This is a genomic window from Noviherbaspirillum sp., from assembly GCF_035944575.1.
Taxonomy (GTDB): domain Bacteria; phylum Pseudomonadota; class Gammaproteobacteria; order Burkholderiales; family Burkholderiaceae_D; genus Noviherbaspirillum.
In genome coordinates, this window is the sequence record NZ_DASZBA010000257.1 from 1 (window position 1) to 18,973 (window position 18,973).

14 protein-coding genes and 1 pseudogene are annotated in these 18,973 nt (G+C 58.7%); 12 read left to right on the forward strand and 3 right to left on the reverse strand.

The annotated features are described in order from the left end of the window. Window positions 1-217: 217 nt before the first annotated feature. The 3 genes and pseudogenes from VGU61_RS20910 to VGU61_RS20920 all read right to left on the reverse strand — a co-directional run bounded on the left by VGU61_RS20910 (window position 218) and on the right by VGU61_RS20920 (window position 5,363). Window positions 218-1,510, reverse strand: a pseudogene (locus tag VGU61_RS20910) (ATP citrate lyase citrate-binding domain-containing protein). 1,013 nt (window positions 1,511-2,523) lie between these two features. Beyond that, window positions 2,524-4,218 carry a single-stranded-DNA-specific exonuclease RecJ gene (gene recJ, locus VGU61_RS20915; protein WP_326861240.1) on the reverse strand — a complete coding sequence of 565 codons (1,695 nt, stop codon included), beginning with the start codon at window positions 4,216-4,218 and terminating at the stop codon, window positions 2,524-2,526. Beyond that, window positions 4,215-5,363: a hypothetical protein gene (locus tag VGU61_RS20920; RefSeq protein WP_326861241.1), complete on the reverse strand. Its 1,149-nt coding sequence runs from the start codon at window positions 5,361-5,363 to the stop codon at window positions 4,215-4,217. Before VGU61_RS20920 ends, recJ begins: the two co-directional genes overlap by 4 nt. Window positions 5,364-5,822: 459 nt before the next feature. Here VGU61_RS20920 and VGU61_RS20925 point away from each other — a divergent pair, with 459 nt between their 5' ends. The 12 genes from VGU61_RS20925 (at window position 5,823) to ftsB (ending at window position 18,952) form a co-directional block, all read left to right on the forward strand. Then, on the forward strand, window positions 5,823-6,071 hold the full coding sequence (locus VGU61_RS20925) for a hypothetical protein (protein WP_326861242.1): 249 nt from the start codon (window positions 5,823-5,825) through the stop codon (window positions 6,069-6,071). Then, complete coding sequence (locus VGU61_RS20930) at window positions 6,004-7,248, forward strand: hypothetical protein (RefSeq protein ID WP_326861243.1); 1,245 nt, start codon at window positions 6,004-6,006, stop codon at window positions 7,246-7,248. Before VGU61_RS20925 ends, VGU61_RS20930 begins: the two co-directional genes overlap by 68 nt. Before the next feature lie 291 nt (window positions 7,249-7,539). Next, window positions 7,540-8,805, forward strand: coding sequence for a lipoprotein-releasing ABC transporter permease subunit (locus VGU61_RS20935; RefSeq protein WP_326861244.1), 1,266 nt, complete (start codon window positions 7,540-7,542; stop codon window positions 8,803-8,805). A 13-nt stretch (window positions 8,806-8,818) separates the two neighbouring features. Next, complete coding sequence (gene lolD / locus VGU61_RS20940; protein WP_326861245.1) at window positions 8,819-9,505, forward strand: lipoprotein-releasing ABC transporter ATP-binding protein LolD; 687 nt, start codon at window positions 8,819-8,821, stop codon at window positions 9,503-9,505. Continuing rightward, window positions 9,495-10,295 (forward strand): TatD family hydrolase, encoded by an 801-nt coding sequence (locus tag VGU61_RS20945; protein ID WP_326861246.1) that lies wholly within the window; start codon window positions 9,495-9,497, stop codon window positions 10,293-10,295. Before lolD ends, VGU61_RS20945 begins: the two co-directional genes overlap by 11 nt. Beyond that, window positions 10,296-12,719 carry a DNA internalization-related competence protein ComEC/Rec2 gene (locus VGU61_RS20950; RefSeq protein ID WP_326861247.1) on the forward strand — a complete coding sequence of 808 codons (2,424 nt, stop codon included), beginning with the start codon at window positions 10,296-10,298 and terminating at the stop codon, window positions 12,717-12,719. Between the two features lie 105 nt (window positions 12,720-12,824). Beyond that, complete coding sequence (locus tag VGU61_RS20955; protein ID WP_326861248.1) at window positions 12,825-13,628, forward strand: alpha/beta hydrolase; 804 nt, start codon at window positions 12,825-12,827, stop codon at window positions 13,626-13,628. Between the two features lie 2 nt (window positions 13,629-13,630). Further along, window positions 13,631-14,581, forward strand: a complete 951-nt coding sequence (locus VGU61_RS20960; protein ID WP_326861249.1) for a lipid A deacylase LpxR family protein — start codon at window positions 13,631-13,633, stop codon at window positions 14,579-14,581. A gap of 111 nt (window positions 14,582-14,692) precedes the next feature. Then, entirely contained in the window at window positions 14,693-16,351 is a 1,659-nt protein-coding gene (locus VGU61_RS20965; RefSeq protein WP_326861250.1) for a CTP synthase, read from the forward strand. Continuing rightward, window positions 16,348-17,202: a 3-deoxy-8-phosphooctulonate synthase gene (gene kdsA / locus VGU61_RS20970; protein ID WP_326861252.1), complete on the forward strand. Its 855-nt coding sequence runs from the start codon at window positions 16,348-16,350 to the stop codon at window positions 17,200-17,202. The genes VGU61_RS20965 and kdsA overlap by 4 nt, the downstream gene beginning before the upstream one ends. Window positions 17,203-17,303: 101 nt before the next feature. Next, window positions 17,304-18,587 (forward strand): phosphopyruvate hydratase, encoded by a 1,284-nt coding sequence (eno, locus tag VGU61_RS20975; protein WP_326861253.1) that lies wholly within the window; start codon window positions 17,304-17,306, stop codon window positions 18,585-18,587. 53 nt (window positions 18,588-18,640) lie between these two features. Next, the gene (gene ftsB, locus VGU61_RS20980; RefSeq protein ID WP_326861337.1) at window positions 18,641-18,952 is read left to right on the forward strand and encodes a cell division protein FtsB; all 312 of its coding nucleotides are present in this window, start codon (window positions 18,641-18,643) and stop codon (window positions 18,950-18,952) included. The last annotated feature ends 21 nt before the right edge of the window (window positions 18,953-18,973 follow it).

The window sequence follows — 18,973 nt, forward strand, 5'->3', positions numbered from 1 at the left end:
CCGAATACGACATTGGCGCCGGAGTAGTCATGGCCTATCGGCGTGACCTCGCTGGATTCGCCTCCCAGAATATTGAGTACGCAAACCCGATCTTCACGTGTAGCGATTTGATCTAGTGAGTTAATGCCGACGTAGTATCTGAACTGTTCCAGGCCTTGCTTGTACACGTTTTTCTCCTAATTTTCCGGTAATGCTGTCGCTTCGGTTACGCGGATATCTAGACAACCGCTGAGATCGATTGACCCTTCCGCTGTTTGCTCGCGATCAGCTCGCGGCCTCCTGCCTTCATCCAGTCGTTTACCCGCTTGGCATAGTTGACGACTTCGCTGATGTCGGAGTCGAAGCCGAATATGCGGTACGGGATACTGAGAGAATCCATGGTGTCGCGCATGGCGCCCATGCCGCGTATGACATTCGGGCCGCCTCGGCCGATTACGAGATGGAACGGGGTAGGGCCGTGTTCACTGATGTGCTCGCGCAGGGCATCTGCCATTGCCCGGAAGGTTTCGAATATGTCGGTATTGTTTGACTTGCCGCCGATGATAAACAGGACGTTTGACTGTTTGAGCCAGTGTTTGAAGCAGATGCGCGCCACTTCTTTCATTTTGGCGTAAGGCGGATTGCCGCCAAAATCTGAGGAAATGATGGCATCATCACCCAGCATCTCGGTGACCAGTGAATTCGCGCCGCCACCGAAGGTTGGTGCCAGAATGGTACCTTGCGGGTTGATCACATAGACATCGCTTTGCCCTTGATAGGTCCGCAATTGGTTGATTTCCTGCTCGAAGTTCGAGTAATCGACTGCGAATAGATGTGCTGGCAGTCCAAGACGCTGCCAGCGCAGATCGTCGCGATCGAATCCGCATTTGAAGTCGCATGCAACTGGCGTCAGCCTGCCCTTTTCGTCAGGGCGCATGCGGATCGGGTTGAGTTCAAGAGTCGTCATCCCGAAGTTGTGATATAGGTCCCAGAGCTTGGGCAGTTGCTGTACCAGCGGCGAAATGATTTCCTTGGGCGCCTTCAGTTCGGAAAGGGCGTTGGCGACTACAAAAGCTTTTAAGCCGGTTAATGATTCGAATGGAATTTGTACCACTTTGCTTTCGTCGGCTTCCTCGATGTCGATGCCGCCGTAATGGGATAACGCCATGGTTGGCGCGCGATATCGGGTGGAATCGGTGATGGCGAAGTACACTTCATGCTCGGCAGGCACCGCACCCTCAAACGAGACGCCGTTCGCTTTTGCGACCTGACTCCCATGCTGATGCTCCGCGAAATACAAGCGCTCTTTCTCCGTCAATGCGGTTTTCAGATCGTATGCGCGTCCAAGTAGACCGGCCTTGCCCTATTTGCCTATGCCACCCTTGAACAGGGGCTTCACGAAGACTGAACCATAGCGGTCGATAAGCGTTTTTATCTGATCCTCGCTGGCATCTGGGCCGAGAACTTCGGCGGTTGGAAAACCGACAAAGTCCAACAGTTTTGAACCGTACAACATGCCTGTAATTTGCATATCCGTGCCTCAAATTTTCATTCGTTATAGGAAGCGCACATAATGCGCGTTGCTTCAGGGAGACTTACTTTTCCAGGCAGCGCCGTACCGTTTTGCCCTGCCAATGTGCATCGCCTGCTTGCTGCAATGTGACGAAGCGGAGCCGATAGGTTGGCGTTTTATCGATTGCGTTGGGCATTCGAACGAGCTGTTGAAGAACTGCCCTGCAATCTGCGGTTTAGCTTCCAGCGAACAACGTCAAAATAAGTTTTTGTACCCATACGTTTCTGGTCCGGTTATCTAGCGAGTCGAAACCTAGTTCGGCACCCCGTTTTGTTACGCACTGGACACTTGCCTACCGTTTGCCAACAGCCTCCAAATAAATGGCGGCGTCGCAGTTGGATGCCGGAAACCCATATCTTTGCAGCCACGGCATTATGCCTAGTGCGTATCACCGAATGAAACGACGTATCTGTGAACGTTACAATGTAAATGTCCCCGTTTGATGATGTCAAGGAGCTTTTGAAGATTGCGCCGTGTGCTTTTGAACTTGTCATGAATCCATACGGGAGTGCGGGTGGACTTGCACATTCCAGCGCATGCGTAAAGGGGGCTCAAAAAGTATGTCGCCCGTGCGCGAAGCAAAGCCATTGACAAGCCATTTGCCAGTGATTCACGCGAGCTAAAGGGCGTAGGAGATTCGATGCCGGCCAAAATGACCAACTGGGTTTTTAAGACGTGGGTGTCCCTAGAGCCGCGGGCAGTGTTGCTTAATCCTGCTTCGATTCCATGGCCGGGCCTGCACGAAGTGGTTTAAGTGGATTAAACGTCGCCCGCATGCCATCGTTGGGGAGGAATGGTGGCGGCCAGCGTCTGCTATTCAAATAATGCTGCCTACGTTGAAAGCGTCATAGGTGTGAGGTTGACTTGACATATCAATGCGCCGTACAAGGATTGCTCTTGATGTTCCTTCGGATCCATGCCCTGTGTCGCAATCGGTTTCGAATACACGAAACCGGCCCTTTGAAGAGCAATCAAATTCCTTCCGCAAATTCAACCATCAATTGCACCCGCGTCATTCCATTGAACTCATTTGCATCCAGCCGATAAGCCACCGTCGCGCGTTCCGGCAAGCTGTCCACATGCCCGAACCAGATGGCATCGTATTGCCTGCCATTCTTTTCCAGCAGCAGTTTCAGGTGCTTTTCTTTCAATATGCGCTGGCTCAAAACCCGGAATTCATCGCAGAACACCGGCGGTGCAAAACCCTGGCCCCATACCTGGCTGTCGAGCAACTCGATGAATTGGGGCGAGAAATAGGCATCTTCGAGCGGACCATCGGTTTCCAGCACGCGTTCGAGCTGATTCTTGCTTAGTTGATTCCGGCCCACGGCTTCGAATGCAGCCTGGAAGCCTTTGAACATATCTCCGCGGATCGACAGGCCTGCAGCCATCGAATGCCCGCCGAACTTTTCGATCAGACTCGGCGCCTGCTTGGATACCAGGTCAAGTGCATCGCGCAGGTGAAAGCCGGTGATCGAGCGTCCCGATCCCTTGATCATTCCGTCTCCGGCCGGCGCGAAAGTGATGGTCGGACGATAGAACTTATCCTTCAGCCGCGATGCGACGATCCCGATCACCCCCTGATGCCAGGACGCATCGAATACGGCGATGGTGGTGTTGTCCGCCGGGTTGAAGCTCTCGAGCAGTGCAAGCGCCGTGTCCTGCATGCCGGCTTCGATATCACGCCGCTCGCGATTAATGCCGTCGAGCTGCTGGGCGATGGCCCAGGCACGGCCTTCATCGTCGGTGGTCAGGCATTCGATGCCGAGCGACATGTCGGACAGTCTTCCCGCCGCATTCAGGCGCGGACCGACACCGAAGCCGAGATCAAAGGGGGTGGCCTTGCGTGCTTCGCGCCCGGCGGCGCGGAAAAGCGCGGCGATGCCGGCATGCATGCGGCCGGCGCGCATACGCTTCAATCCGTGCGTAACCAGAATGCGGTTGTTGGCATCGAGCTTGACTACATCGGCGACTGTGCCGAGCGCAACCAGATCAAGCAGTGCGTCCAGCTTCGGCTGGTTTTGTGCGTTGAAGACGCCGCGGCGGCGCAGTTCGGCCCGCAATGCCAGAAGGACATAAAACATGACGCCCACACCAGCGAGATTTTTGCTGGGAAATCCGCATTCGGGTTGATTGGGATTGACGATTACCCTGGCGTCAGGGAGGGTGGCAGCAGGCAGATGGTGGTCGGTGACGACGACTTCGATGCCCCGCCGGTTGGCTTCCGCCACGCCATCAATGCTGGCGATGCCGTTGTCGACCGTCACGATGATGTCGGGCGATTTCTCCCGTGCAGTGAGTTCGACGATCTCAGGGGTGAGTCCATAGCCGTACTCGAAACGGTTCGGCACGATGTAGTCGACACGTGCCCCCAGCGCCCGCAGGCCGCGCAATCCAACCGCGCAGGCGGTTGCGCCGTCGCAGTCATAGTCCGCCACGATAGTCATCTTCTTGCCTGCAGCGATGGCATCGGCCAGGAAGACTGCTGCGGCGTCGACGTGCAGCATTCCGGAGGGGGCGATCAGGGCATTGAGTTCGCTGGCGAGTTCTCGTGCATCGGACAGGCCGCGCGCTGCATAGAGTCGTGCGAGTACCGGGTGAACGCCTTGCTGGCGAAGCATTTCGGCGGTGCGAAAGGGGTAGGAGCGTGTGGCGATACGGGTCATGAGCAAAGTGGCATGAGTGAGGATTTGACCCAGAACTTGCGTAGCGAGTGCCGGCTGATGTTGTAAATCGCCATTTTGGCATGGCGGCTTGCAATGATTGAGATGGTGCCGATTTTGCCGGACTTCAATGCCTCATGCAGCGGTGCGAACCAATCGGCATCGTATTCCTGCATGCGCTGGAGCCAGTTGCTCCAGTCGTGGGCAAGCACTGGTTCGATGAGCGTGTCGAGACAGAGTAACCCGCGCTCGCCGGGTGCGGCAATGACCTTGGATACGGATTGATGGTGTATGCGCGTCCCGCTCAACATCCCGAATGCATCCATCCACCCACCCGCATTGAAACAGGCGGCATGCTGGTGCTTGGCGCTGTCCCTTGCAGCGGACGCGCCGCCCCACAGCCAAATCGAATTGACCGGTTTCATTCCCCGTGACTCGCGCTCTTCGTTGATTGCATGTCCGTGCCAATGCATCTGTACTTCGTTCTGCAGCTTGCGCCATTCCCTTTCGTTCTTTCCTTTCGGCATCCAGAGATCGATGTTGTGGCCACAGGCTGCATCGGGCGTGCAAGTGCGCAATTCCCTCCAGTCGTCGGCGCGCATGAACCAGTTGGAACTGTTTCCAAATACCAGGGATTTTCCGCTCTCTTGGAACAATGGCTGCGCGATATCGAACAGCTCGCGCGATTGCTCGTCTGACAAATGCAGCTGGCGTTGATCCGTCAACACAAGATGGTCGCGGGCGATATGGATGTGTACCGGATTCAGGACGAACCAATAGCCATCGTTCTGCCCGACACCGAACGATTGCATGGCGGCAATTGCGACTTGAGGGCTGTTCGATATGTCGGAACGGTCACCATCTGCAAGTCCGAGCTGTCGAGAAAGCCAAGCCTCATGGGGAAGCAGCTCGCGTATCTGTTCACCGCAATCAATGGTGGTTGCTTTCGAACGGGCTATAAGCAATGCAAGGGAAGGCGCTTTTAATTCGCGAATTAGATCCGCTGCCAGTTCTGCTGGCGGCAGCGCGAATGGGATAAGGATGTCGAGATGATTCATGCCGCGATTGTAGGGCAAACTTGGTTTTCCTCGACAAACTGCAAAGGCTTGGAATGCATTGTGACGGTTACATCTCGTAACGATCTGCATGCAGCGCAGTCGGGGCGCGCATTCGCGAATCCAATAAAAATGTTGTATCGACCTCACAAAAACACCCGGTGATCTGACGCATCTCTAGTTCAACTGGCAATTGACTTAACAAGCGTCAATGTTCAAGACCAGCAAGATTTCAGAATGGACTTCAAGCCGGATGTGCGGTGATTCGATGCCCGATTCCCTGAAAATTTCTTGAAGTTTGCTGCTGTGTTCCTTGTTGTTCCTCTGATCGAAGCTGATTGGATATCAGGATGTGAGCCAGGAAGGGAGAGAGAAATTTTCAGGCGGCGAACCGGGACGAAAAATTTTTTAATTTGCATGCAAACACATCGGGCTTCCCAAGATGAGGCCGGAGTGTAAGGGCATTTCACTTAAAGGTATAACCATGAAGATTTTCTCCGTAGATATAAAACCTGTGGCAGGCGCTTTACTTGCGGCAAGCGTGTTAACCGCGTGCGGCGGAGGCGGAGGATCGGATACGACAACGAACCCGGGAGGGACACCTGCGCCAGCGCCGGCACCTTCACCGTCTCCATCTCCATCACCGTCGCCTTCACCGTCGCCATCGCCATCGCCATCCCCGGCTCCCGCACCTACACCCTCGCCAAACTCGCCGGCTCCCGTGACTGCGCCCATGACCATGACTTGCGCGGACGGCGCCACGTATCAGTGCACCGGCAGCAGCATCATCCGCGTGGATAATGGTGTTGCGCTGACGAGTTCCGGCGTTCAGGTATATGGCCGTTCGACAAGCGATTTACGAAACCCGAATCCCGACACTACCACCGCCACCGGTCTCGCACTGGCGACAGGTTCCGGCGGACTGGCAGACATCCGTATCGCCAAGGGTGCGGACGGACGCCTGACTGCACAGCGTCTGATTCTCAGCAATCTGGGATTGTCGTGGGATGGCCGGACAGAGCGCCCTGTAACTATCGAAACGTTCGACCCGACGTCGGGTCGCAGCGTTTTGGGTGCTAACGGCGTTGTCTCCGCTGCGCCCCTGCCGCCCAACACGGACCTCGGCTTTTTCGACGTCGCCACCCGCGGCACGGCCGGTACGCAGGCAAACTACGCGAATAACCGCTATTTCCCACGCACGGCGCCGCCACGCTGCACCAGCGGAGGCTGCCAGACAATCGAGACATCCGGCCTGCAATTCGTCGTCGGCGACTGGCGTACCGGCGGCGGTTCTCCGGATCTCGCATTCGGCATGCGCCTCCACAGTGACGGCGACATCCACGCTGGCGACGGCGTATCCGGCGGCACCGGACCGGGCGTGCCATTCCCGGGATCGAAAGGCTATCGGCAGTACTCCAACGAAGGGCTCCAATACGGCAATCTCTCGACATGGTTCAGCCAGGACACGGTGCAGATCGTCGAGTGGACCGGCGGCCCCGGCGCGCTTGAGCACAACAAGAACCGCCGTGGTGCCGTTGCCTTCGGTGCAGTGACCGATCCTGCAGTGGTTCCGACGACCGGCACTGCCAGCTATGACGGATTCGTGACCGGCTGGTATGCGGCAAACGGCGCCAACGACCCGGTTCCGGTTCGCGGACAGGCAACCATCACCGCGAACTTCGCAACCCGCCAGGTCACGGTCGCGCTGCGCAACGTCGTTAATCGTGATAATAATGCCGCGCTGCCATTTTCGTTCACCACGACTGTCAATATGGGGGCGGCAGGTATCAGCGTCGCCAACTACATGACAGGCGCGCTGAGCAGCGGCGGACTGACCGGTGGATTGAGCGGGCGCTACTTCGGTCCGGTAGTTACGGGCGGAGCCGGTGCGGGCCCGGCAGAGGTTGCGGGCGCGATGTCCTTGTCGAATGCCGCAGGCGCTGCGCTGATCGGCGGATTCATTGCGAAGAAGCAATAAGAATTCGGCAGTCAGTCAAAGTGGCGCTATGAGCCATTAACGACGCCTGATATGGTTCCATAGCGGTCACTGCAATCGGGCGACATTCCATCGATGTCGCCCGATTCGCTTTTGTACGCCAGCCATGTACCGGTGGGTGTTCCGGGCCTGCTCCCGATACCCTGGCCGCTGTTCATGAATGTAGTTGTGTGGCAAACTGCGGGCTTCGTGCGGAGCCGCCGTTGCAACGACGTGCCGCAGTCGCTCATCAAAGCCATCCGGTTTCGATGGTCTCCATCAGGAGTTTTTCCATTGGGTATATTCAAGAACCTGCCATTCGAGTGGCTGGTCGGCATGCGTTACACGCGAGCAGGCCGGCGCGGAGGGCGCAACAGCTTTATTTCCTTCATCTCGCTGATCTCCATGGCGGGCATCGCACTCGGCGTAGCCGCGCTGATCGTCGTGCTGTCGGTGATGAACGGCTTTCAAAAGGAAGTGCGGGACCGCATGTTGTCGGTGCTGGCCCATATCGAGGTGTTCGATGCGTCCGGCACCATGCCCGACTGGCAGGCCACTGCCAAGGAAGCCTTCCTGCAGAAGGAAGTGCGCGGTGCCGCGCCGTATGTGGCGGGGCAGGCGATGATGACCCGCGACGATACTGTGCGCGGCGTAATCGTGCGCGGCGTGTTGCCGTCCGAGGAACCGAAAGTGTCCGATGTCGCATCGCAGGTGCGCACGGGTAGTTTCAACGATCTTGTGCCGGGCGAATTCAATATCGTGCTTGGCAAGGAGTTGGCGTTCGGCCTGCGCGCCGAGGTCGGCGATAAGGTCACGATGATCGCGCCGCAGGGGCAGGTCACGCCTGCCGGCGTCCTGCCACGGCTGAAGCAATACACGGTAGTCGGTATCTTTGAAGCCGGCCACCATGAATATGACTCCGGGCTTGCCTTCATCCATCTCGATGACGCAATGCGGATGTTCAAGATGGATGCGCCTTCTGGCCTGCGGCTGAAAATCGAAGACATGCAACGCGCGCCCGAGGTGGCGCTCGACCTTTCGCGCATCCTGACAGGCAATGTGCTGATTCTCGACTGGTCGAAACAGAACCGGACATGGTTCGCAGCCGTTCAAACCGAGAAGCGGATGATGTTCATCATCCTGACACTGATCATCGCGGTGGCGGCTTTCAATCTCGTTTCAACGCTTGTGATGACGGTAACCGACAAGCAGGCGGATATCGCGATCCTGCGCACGCTGGGCGCATCGCCGCCATCGATCATGAAGATCTTCATGATCCAGGGCGCCCTGGTGGGATTGCTTGGTACGGCGATCGGCGTGGGGCTCGGCATACTGGTGGCGCTGAATATCGACGTCATCGTGCCCTTCATCGAGCGCATGTTTGGCGTGCAATTCCTGTCCAAGGACATCTACCTGATCAGCACGCTGCCATCCGATCTGCGCTGGCCGGATGTCTACACCATCGGCGGCGTGGCGGTGATCCTTGCTTTCCTCGCCACCCTCTACCCAAGCTGGCGGGCTGCCGCCGTGAGGCCGGCGGAGGCGCTGCGTTATGAATAAGCCGGAACAGAGCATGGAACCTATCGTATTGTCGTGCCGCGGCCTTGGCAAAACCTTCACCCAGGGGAAGTACTCGGTCAAGGTGCTCAGCAACATCAACTTCGATGTGGCGCGCGGCGAGCGGGTGGCCATCGTCGGCGCATCGGGATCGGGGAAATCGACGCTGCTCCACCTGCTCGGTGGTCTGGATACGCCTACCGCCGGCAGCGTAACCCTGCTCGGCAAGGATTTCGCCAGTCTCGGTGAAAAGGCGCGGGGTGATCTTCGCAATACGTCGCTGGGCTTTGTGTACCAGTTCCACCATTTGCTGCCGGAGTTTTCCGCGCTGGATAATGTCGGCATGCCGCTCATGATCAAGCGTGTGCATCGTGATGAAGCACATGCGACGGCATCACAGGTGCTGTCGCGAGTCGGCCTTGCCAACCGGGTATCGCACGTACCCGGCGAATTGTCCGGTGGAGAGCGCCAGCGCGTGGCATTGGCGCGGGCCCTGGTGACACAACCGGCCTGCGTGCTGGCTGACGAACCTACCGGCAACCTGGATCGCGCCACGGCACAGAAAACCTTCGACCTGATGCTCGAATTATCGCGCACCCTCGGCACCGCCTTCGTCATCGTCACCCACGATATCGAACTCGCGCGTCACTGCGACCGGGTGCTGCGCCTGTCGGAAGACGGACTGTTGCCCTATGTGGATTGACACCCATTGCCACCTTGACGCAGCCGAGTTCGACGGCGCGTCAGGTGCTGTGGCGAAACGCGCCGGTGCGGAAGGCGTAGCAATGATCGTCATTCCGGCGGTGGAAGAGGGCAACTTTCAAATCGTGGCATCACTTGCTGCAGACAACCCGAACTGCAGCTATGCATTAGGCATTCATCCCATCTTCGTCCCGCAGGCAACAGAGCAGGACCTTGTACTTCTGCGGGAAGCAGTAAAGGCGGCCGTCGATGATCCACGCTTCGTCGCCATCGGTGAAATCGGACTGGATTTTTTCATTCCGCAGTTGAAAGAGGATGCCCTGCGCGAGAAACAGGAACTATTCTATGCCGAGCAGTTGAAGATCGCCCGCGACTTCAACCTGCCCGTGCTGCTGCATGTAAGGCGCTCTCAGGATACCGTTCTCAAGCATCTTCGTCGCATCAATGTTACGGGCGGCATTGCGCATGCGTTTAATGGCAGCTTCCAGCAGGCGCAAATATTTATTGATCTCGGCTTCAAGCTGGGCTTCGGCGGCGCGATGACCTTTCCGCGCGCGCTGCAGATTCGCCGCCTGGCAACCACGTTGCCACTGGACGCCATGGTGCTGGAAACCGATGCACCCGACATATCGCCTGCCTGGCACCATCCAAAGCGCAACAGTCCGGAACAGCTGCCGCGTATCGGCGAAGCGTTGGCGGATTTGCGGAGTGTGCCAGCAGAGGAAGTCGCAAGAATTACGACACGGAATGCACTGGCCGCAATGCCGAGACTCGGACCGCTTTTCCCATAGATGCGCAGCGGGATCATCGGTTTCGTCATCGGTGCCTGGCTTCTGCAAATGCAGGCCGTCCTGCCTGCGTGGAGCGTAATCGGGCTTTTATCCGGACTTGCGGTCGTATTCGCCATACCCGGGGTACTGTCAACAAAACCTTTCTTGAAACTATCCTTGTTCGTCGTCTGCGGCGTGCTGGCTGGTTTTGCGTGGGCAGCCTCGGTCGCGCAGCACGCTCTGGCGGAGGAACTGCCACCGGAGTGGGAAGGGCGGGACGTGTCCGTCATCGGCACCATCGATAGTCTGCCGTTGCATTTTGAACGGGGAGTGCGTTTCAACCTGCTTGTGGAAAAGGCGACGGCAGAGGGCGCAGAGTTGACCGTGATTCCGCGCCGGCTTGCGCTTTCCTGGTATTCCGCATTCCACGCCGACGAGATGCAGGCGGTCGGTGATGTGCGTCCGGGCGAACGATGGCAGTTCACTGTCCGCCTGAAACGTCCACATGGCAATGCCAATCCGCATGGATTCGACTATGAGGCGTGGCTGCTCCAGCAGGGATTGCGCGCCACAGGCTATGTCCGGCCGGACCAGCGTTCCGTGATCAAGAATCAGCGCCTGGATGACTTTGTCTGGCGCTTCGGCAACGTGGTGGAACGTGCGCGCGGCCTGCTAAGGGAACGCATCCATGAAGCGCTGCCGGCAGGGCAGTATGCAGGCGTGATGGTGGCCTTGGTAATTGGCGAACAACGAGCGGTCAGTCAGTCGGACTGGAGGATTTTCAACCGGACCGGGGTCGGCCACCTGATCTCCATTTCAGGCCTGCACATCACCATGATCGCCGGCATGTTTGCCGGCCTCGTGTTCCAGCTCTGGCGACGATCCTTTTTTACCTCCGCAGGCCTGCCATTGCTGCTTCCCGCACAAAAGGCTGCGGCAATTGCCGGCGTTGCCATCGCAGTGATCTACGTGCTGCTCGCCGGATTCGGCGTGCCGGCCCAGCGCACGCTGTACATGTTGTCGGTCGTGGCCCTGGCGCTATGGTGCGGACGCGTCGCCAGCGTATCGCATGTGTTGTGCTGCGCCTTGTTCGTCGTGTTGCTGCTGGACCCCTGGGCAGTACTCGGTCCGGGATTCTGGCTGTCCTTCGCTGCCGTGGCGATCATCCTTTTCGCGACTGTCGGCAGGATACCGTTTCATGCAGGCGAGACGCCATCGGGGAAGGAGCGGCTTCTTGCCTTAATGCGGTCGGCCGGCCATACGCAATATGTCGTCACGCTGGGGTTGGTCCCGCTAACCTTGCTGCTGTTTGGTCAAGTCTCGCTGGTAAGCCCGATTGCCAACGCCGTGGCCATTCCCGTTATCAGCTTTCTTGTGACGCCGATGGCTCTCATCGGCAGCATATTGCCCGCGCCCTTGTCCGACTGGGTGCTCGGCGCGGCGCATCTGCTGATCGAGTGGCTCGCGCAGGCCCTCGGCTGGATAAGTGAATTACCGTCAGCCGTCTGGACCGCGCCGTCGCCTCCCTGGTGGATGTTTGCGTGTGCCCTGATCGGTGCGCTCTGGCTGCTGGCGCCACCCGGCTGGCCGCTGCGCTGGCTTGGCTTGGCGGCCTGGATACCGTTGCTTGTCAACCAGCCGACCCGCCCCGAAGCAGGGCAGATGTGGGTCACCGCCTTCGACGTGGGGCAAGGCACGGCGGTCCTGGTAGAGACATCGCATCATCGCCTGCTGTACGACACCGGTCCGGCTTACTCGCTGGAAGCCGACGGCGGCAACCGCGTCATCCTGCCATACCTGCGCGGTCGAGGCATCGGTGCGCTCGACGGCATGGTGGTCTCGCACAGCGACGTCGACCACGCAGGCGGCGCCCGGTCCATCCTCGACGAGGTGAACGTGGGCTGGATTGCATCGTCGCTTCCCGACGAGCATGCGATCGTCCAGGCCGCGGCCCTGCATCGACGTTGCGAAGCGGGCCAGGCATGGACCTGGGACGGCGCCCGGTTCGAGATGCTCCATCCATCCCCGGCAAGTTACCGCACCCCGAAATGGAAACCGAACGCGCGCAGCTGCACACTGAAAATCACCATGGGCGATCATTCGATTCTTCTCCCCGGGGATATCGAGGCGGCACAGGAGGCAGCTTTGGTCAGCGATGCCGCTGGTAGCCTGCGTTCCACGGTTCTGCTGGCGCCCCATCATGGCAGCGGCACGTCTTCCACCGTGCCGTTCCTGGCGGCTGTGAAGCCTGCCGTCGCGGTGTTCCAGGTTGGTTATCGCAACCGTTATCGTCATCCGAAGCAGGAGGTGTTCGATCGCTATGGCGAAATGGATATCCGCCGCCTCCGCAGCGATCAGTCCGGCGCGGTCAGCTTCCGCTTCGGTCAACGCGTCGAAACGATCGAATTCCGGGCGGAGCACGCCCGCTACTGGCATGGGCGTTGAAACCATGTTGACACGGAAAGCCGGCAACAGTCCGGCGGCGTTGCCTTTACAATCTTGGCTACTTGATGAAGACCGATTTTCCGGCCTCGCAGGCCGGTGCCACCGATGACACTACCGATTCTCCACTTCGTACACGCGAACAGCTACCCCGCCGGTACATATCGCCAGTTCTTTAAACATCTCAACCGCCACTACGACGTGCAAGCGCTCGACATGCATGCCCATAACCCGAACTATCCAGTGCGCAACGGCTGGTCCGCCCTGAAGCGCGAACTGCTGGACGAACTGAAGGCCCGTTATGATCAACCGGTCATTCTGGTCGGACATTCCATGGGAGGAATGCTGAGCCTGATGGCAGCCAGAGCGCGGCCGGATGCGGCAAGCTGCGTGGTCCTGCTGGATGCGCCGGTCGTGGCGGGGTGGCGTGCCGGAATGCTGCGCATCGCGAAACATATCGGCATCGACGACCGTTTCTCGCCGGCGCAATTTTCGGTCAAGCGCCGCAACCTGTGGCCCGATGCCGAAAGCGCCTATCAGCATTATGCGGCCAAGAAAATGTTCGCCGTATGGCCTCCGGAAGTCCTGCGTGACTACATCGAACACGGACTGGCGCCGCATCCGGAAGGCGTTACGCTGCGTTTTACCCGCGAAACCGAGACGGCGGTATACCGCAGCCTGCCTCATCATCTCGGCCGGATCGTGCGTCGGCCCTTCCCCGTGCCGGTAGGCTTCGTCGGCGGCGCGAACTCGGTCGAATGCCGTCAGGCCGGCCTGACGGCCACCCGTCGGCTGGTCGGCAGGCATTTCACGCAGATTCCGGGCGGCCATCTTTTCCCGATGGAGTCCCCCGCACCGGCGGCACAGGCGGTGCACCAAATGATTCAATCCATGCTTCCTTCACGGCACTGATCATGACAACTCCTCCATCTCCGCACGCCGTCGGCGTCCTTGTCCTCCTTGCAGCCTTATGCGCTCCGCTGCAGGCCGCCAACGTCGTGAGTGATTTCGCTGCCGATTTCCAGCGTCATGTCAAGGAGGGCAGGACCAGTCATGCGCTGCATATCGATAATGACAGCCTGTTGCTGAACCGGGACGACGGGTTTTACTCCAGCGGATTGCGGTATTCGCAGCGCGCGACCATAGCCGGGCCATCTTCGGTCACCAGTTTCGGCTGGCGGATCGGGCAGCAGCTCTATACTGCTTCCGACATCAACCTGCCTCCGGCCCGGGTGCGTGCGCCGGACCATCCTTACGCGGCGTGGCTGTTCGGCGGCGTTTTCAAGGAAACCCACCGTGCCAATGGCAGTCATGTGCAGGCGGGGATCGACGTTGGCTGCCTTGGTCCTTGTGCCGGCGGCGAATGGACACAGAAAAACCTGCACCGTCTGTTGAACCAGCCCCTGCCTCAGGGATGGAGCCGCCAGGTGCGGAACGAGTTCGGCGTCATTTTTTACGGCGAGATCGCGCCGGTGCGATGGGCGTTCTCGCCGATGCTGGATATCACACCGAGTTTTCATGGCCGCTTCGGCAATATCCATACGGATGCCGGCGCTGGTCTTCTGGTACGGGCAGGCCGGTTGTCGGCGTTGCCGGGCGCCGCCACGCTGCACGGTTTTCTCCGGCTGGACGGAAGGGCAGTTGCCCATAACGCCACTTTGCAAGGCGGCTATTTTTCCAGCGGCGACCCGCATACGGTAAAGCCGAAACGCGCGGTAGGCGAAATCGAAGCCGGCATCGCCTGGATGGAAAATTCCTACGGCCTGCTATTGTCCATTGTGAGAAGAGGCAATGAAATCAGGGAGTTGTCTGATTCCGCCGGTTCGCAGAACTTTGTTCGGCTGCAATTTTCCTACACTCCTTGACCGCGTAAAACTACCATGCGAAGGGCAAGACGGACGCTAAAGCCGGGAATCCCGCAAACGGTTTGCGTTATAATTTGAATTTCCCGCACGTGCCGTCCGGCACATTCAGCAATGACCAAGTTTGTATTCGTCACAGGCGGCGTCGTGTCTTCCCTCGGTAAGGGAATTGCCGCCGCGTCTCTGGCCGCGATCCTCGAATCGCGCGGCCTCAAAGTCACCCTCCTCAAACTCGATCCATACATCAATGTGGACCCGGGCACCATGAGCCCTTTCCAGCATGGCGAGGTATTCGTCACCGATGACGGTGCGGAAACCGACCTCGACCTCGGCCACTACGAGCGGTTCATTACCGCGAAGATGAGGAAGGTAAATAATTTCACTACCGGCCAGATCTATGAATCGGTGATCCGCAAGGAACGTCGCGGCGAGTATCTCGGCAAGACGGTGCAGGTGATTCCGCACATCACCAATGAGATCCAGGACTACATTTACCGCGGCTCCGAAGGTTTCGATGTTGCAATGGTCGAAATCGGCGGCACCGTAGGCGATATCGAATCGCTGCCGTTCCTCGAAGCGGCCCGTCAGCTCAGCCTGCGCGCAGGCCGCAATGCGGCGGCGTTCGTGCATCTGACGCTGGTGCCGTTCATTGCTTCGGCCGGCGAACTCAAGACCAAGCCGACGCAGCATAGCGTACAGAAGTTGCGTGAAATCGGTATTTCTCCTGATGCGCTGCTGTGCCGCGCCGACCGTCCGATTCCCGATGACGAGCGGGCAAAGATTTCCCTGTTCTCGAACGTGCAGGAAGATGCCGTAATCTCCGTCTGGGACGCGGACACGATCTACAAGATTCCGCAGATGCTGCACGATCAGGGTCTGGACGCGATCGTATGCGAGAAGCTCGGCCTGTCGCCTAAGCCGGCCGACCTGTCAGTCTGGACCCGGCTGGTCCACGCTCTCGAAAATCCGAAGCAGCACGTCACCATCGGTATGGTCGGTAAATATGTCGACCTCACGGAGTCGTATAAATCGCTGACTGAAGCGTTGCGGCATGCCGGCATCCATACCGAGAGCCGGGTCAACATCGAGTACATCGACTCGGAAGAGATCGAAGCCAACGGCACCGGCGGCCTGGCGAAGTACGATGCCATCCTGGTACCGGGCGGCTTCGGCAAGCGTGGCGTGGAAGGCAAGATCGCGGCCGCGAGATATGCACGTGAGAACAAGGTGCCATACCTCGGCATCTGCCTCGGCATGCAGGTTGCGCTGATCGAGTTCGCGCGTCACAAGGCCGGATTGACCAAGTCGAATTCTACCGAATTTGATCCGGATACCGAACAGCCGGTGGTTGCCCTGATTACCGAATGGCAAAACCATGACGGCAAGGTGGAAAGGCGTGATGCGGATTCCGACCTCGGCGGCACGATGCGGCTCGGCGCGCAGACCTGCGCCGTCAAGCCGGGTACGCTCGCTGCGGAAATCTATGGTCCGGTCGTCACGGAACGCCATCGCCATCGCTACGAAGCCAACAACCATTACCTCAGCCGCGTGGAAGAGGCTGGCTTGATTGTGTCGGCCCGGACGCCGACCGAGGAATTGTGTGAAATCATGGAATTGCCGCGTACCGGCGAGAATGCGCATCCGTGGTATGTCGGCGTGCAATATCACCCTGAGTTCAAATCGACGCCGCGCGACGGACATCCGTTGTTCATCTCATTCATCAAGGCGGCGCTCGCCCGCAAGCAGGCATCGTCCGAAAGGAAGGCAGCATGAAGCTTTGCGGTTTCGACGTCGGCCTCGACAAGCCGTTTTTTCTCATCGCCGGTCCGTGCGTGATCGAATCCCAGCAGATGGCGCTGGACACCGCCGGCCGTCTGAAGGAAATCACTTCCGAACTCGGTATTCCCTTCATTTATAAATCTTCGTTCGACAAGGCAAACCGTTCCTCCGGTACATCGTTTCGCGGGCTGGGCATGGATAAGGGCCTGGAGATACTTGCCGCGGTGAAGCGCGAGATCGGCGTGCCGGTGCTGACCGACATTCACGAAATCGATGAAGTCAAACCGGTTGCTGCAGTCGTCGACGTATTGCAGACGCCTGCCTTCCTGTGCCGTCAGACCGATTTCATCCGCGCCTGCGCCCAGTCCGGCAAGCCGGTCAATATCAAGAAAGGCCAGTTCCTGGCGCCGCACGACATGAAAAACGTGATCGACAAGGCACGGGATGCGGCCCGGGAAGCGGGTCTGCCGGAAGATAATTTCATGGCCTGCGAACGCGGCGTTTCGTTCGGCTACAACAATCTCGTTTCCGATATGCGATCGCTCGCCATCATGCGCGACACCGGATGCCCGGTGGTGTTTGATGCCACGCATTCCGTACAGTTGCCAGGCGGGCAGGGGACGTCGTCGGGCGGACAGCGGGAATTCGTGCCGGTACTGGCGCGCGCCGCGGTAGCGGTCGGCATTGCCGGTCTCTTCATGGAGACCCACCCAAATCCGGCCGAGGCGAAATCGGACGGCCCGAATGCGGTGCCATTGCTCCGTATCAAGGAACTGCTGGCGACGCTGGTTAAACTCGACCGGTCCGTGAAGGAAGCCGGCTTCCTTGAAGCCGATTTTTCCTGAGCTTTCGATTCCAAGACCGGCATGCCGCGGGCGTTCCAGCCATGCACTGAAGCAGGCATCAAGGCCTGCACGACCGAATTCTTTTGACTAGGGAGTTTTGAATGAGTGCCATCGTAGATATCATTGGCCGCGAGGTGATCGACTCGCGCGGCAATCCGACCGTCGAATGCGACGTTCTGCTTGAATCCGGCGTGATGGGGCGTGCCGCCGTGCCATCGGGCGCATCCACCGGTTCACGCGAAGCCATCGAGCTGCGCGACGGCGACAAGAGCCGTTACCTCGGCAAGGGCGTCCTGAAAGCCTGCGAAAACATCAACACGGAAATCTCCGAGGCCATCATGGGCCTGGACGCCAATGAACAGGCATTCCTCGACCGCACGCTGATCGACCTCGACGGCACCGACAACAAGGCCCGCCTCGGCGCCAATGCCACGCTGGCAGTGTCGATGGCAGTAGCCAAGGCCGCTGCCGAAGAATCCGGTCTGCCGCTGTACCGTTATTTCGGCGGCTCCGGCGCGATGCAGATGCCGGTACCGATGATGAACGTCATCAACGGCGGCGCTCATGCCGACAATAATCTCGATCTGCAGGAATTCATGATCATCCCGGTCGGTGCACCAAGCTTCCGGGAAGCGATTCGCTACGGCGCCGAAGTGTTCCATACCCTGAAGAAGATCCTGCACGACAAGGGCCTGACGACGGCGGTCGGCGACGAGGGTGGTTTCGCGCCATCCGTCGACAATCACGAAGCGGCAATCAAACTCATCTTGCAAGCCATCGAGCAGGCCGGCTATGAGCCCGGCACCCAGATCGCATTGGGCCTGGATTGTGCGGCATCGGAGTTCTACAAGGATGGCAAATACCGTCTCGACGGCGAAGGCCTGAGCCTGTCGTCGGGCGACTTCACCAACCTGCTGGCGACCTGGTGCGACAAGTACCCGATCATCTCGATCGAGGACGGCATGGCGGAAAACGACTGGGAAGGCTGGGCGACCCTGACACAGGCGTTGGGCAAGAAAGTGCAGCTGGTGGGCGACGACCTGTTTGTGACCAACACCCGTATCCTGCGTGAAGGGATTCAGAAGAACATTGCCAATTCGATCTTGATCAAGATCAACCAGATTGGTACGCTGACGGAAACCTTTGCTGCCATCGAAATGGCCAAACGGGCCGGCTATACGGCGGTGATTTCGCATCGTTCCGGCGAAACCGAAGACGCCACCATTGCCGATATCGCAGTAGGTATGAATGCATTGCAGATCAAGACCGGCTCGATGTCGCGTTCGGACCGTATTGCAAAATACAACCAGTTGCTGCGCATCGAGGAAGACCTGGGCGATATCGCCAGCTATCCCGGTCGCGGCGCGTTTTATAACTTGAGATAAGTACGAGGGTTTTGCTACCCGCCGAATGGCGGGTAGCAAAAATGACTAATTTGATGCGCCTGATCACCCTTAGCCTTGCGGCTTTGCTGCTTCTCATCCAGTACCCGCTGTGGCTTGGCAAGGGCGGATGGCTGCGTGTCTGGGACCTCGACAATCAAGTGGTGGCCGCGCAAAAGAAAAACGACGATTTGAAAGCGCGCAATGCCAAGCTGAACTCCGAGGTGCGCGACCTGAGGGAAGGCACCGGCGCGGTAGAAGAGCGCGCCCGCTACGAACTCGGCATGATCAAGCAAGGCGAACTCTTTATCCAGGTTCTGGAGCCGAATAGCGCGCCGCCTGTCGCTTCGGACAATGTGAAGAAGTGATCCTGCATCCGGCCGGTTTTA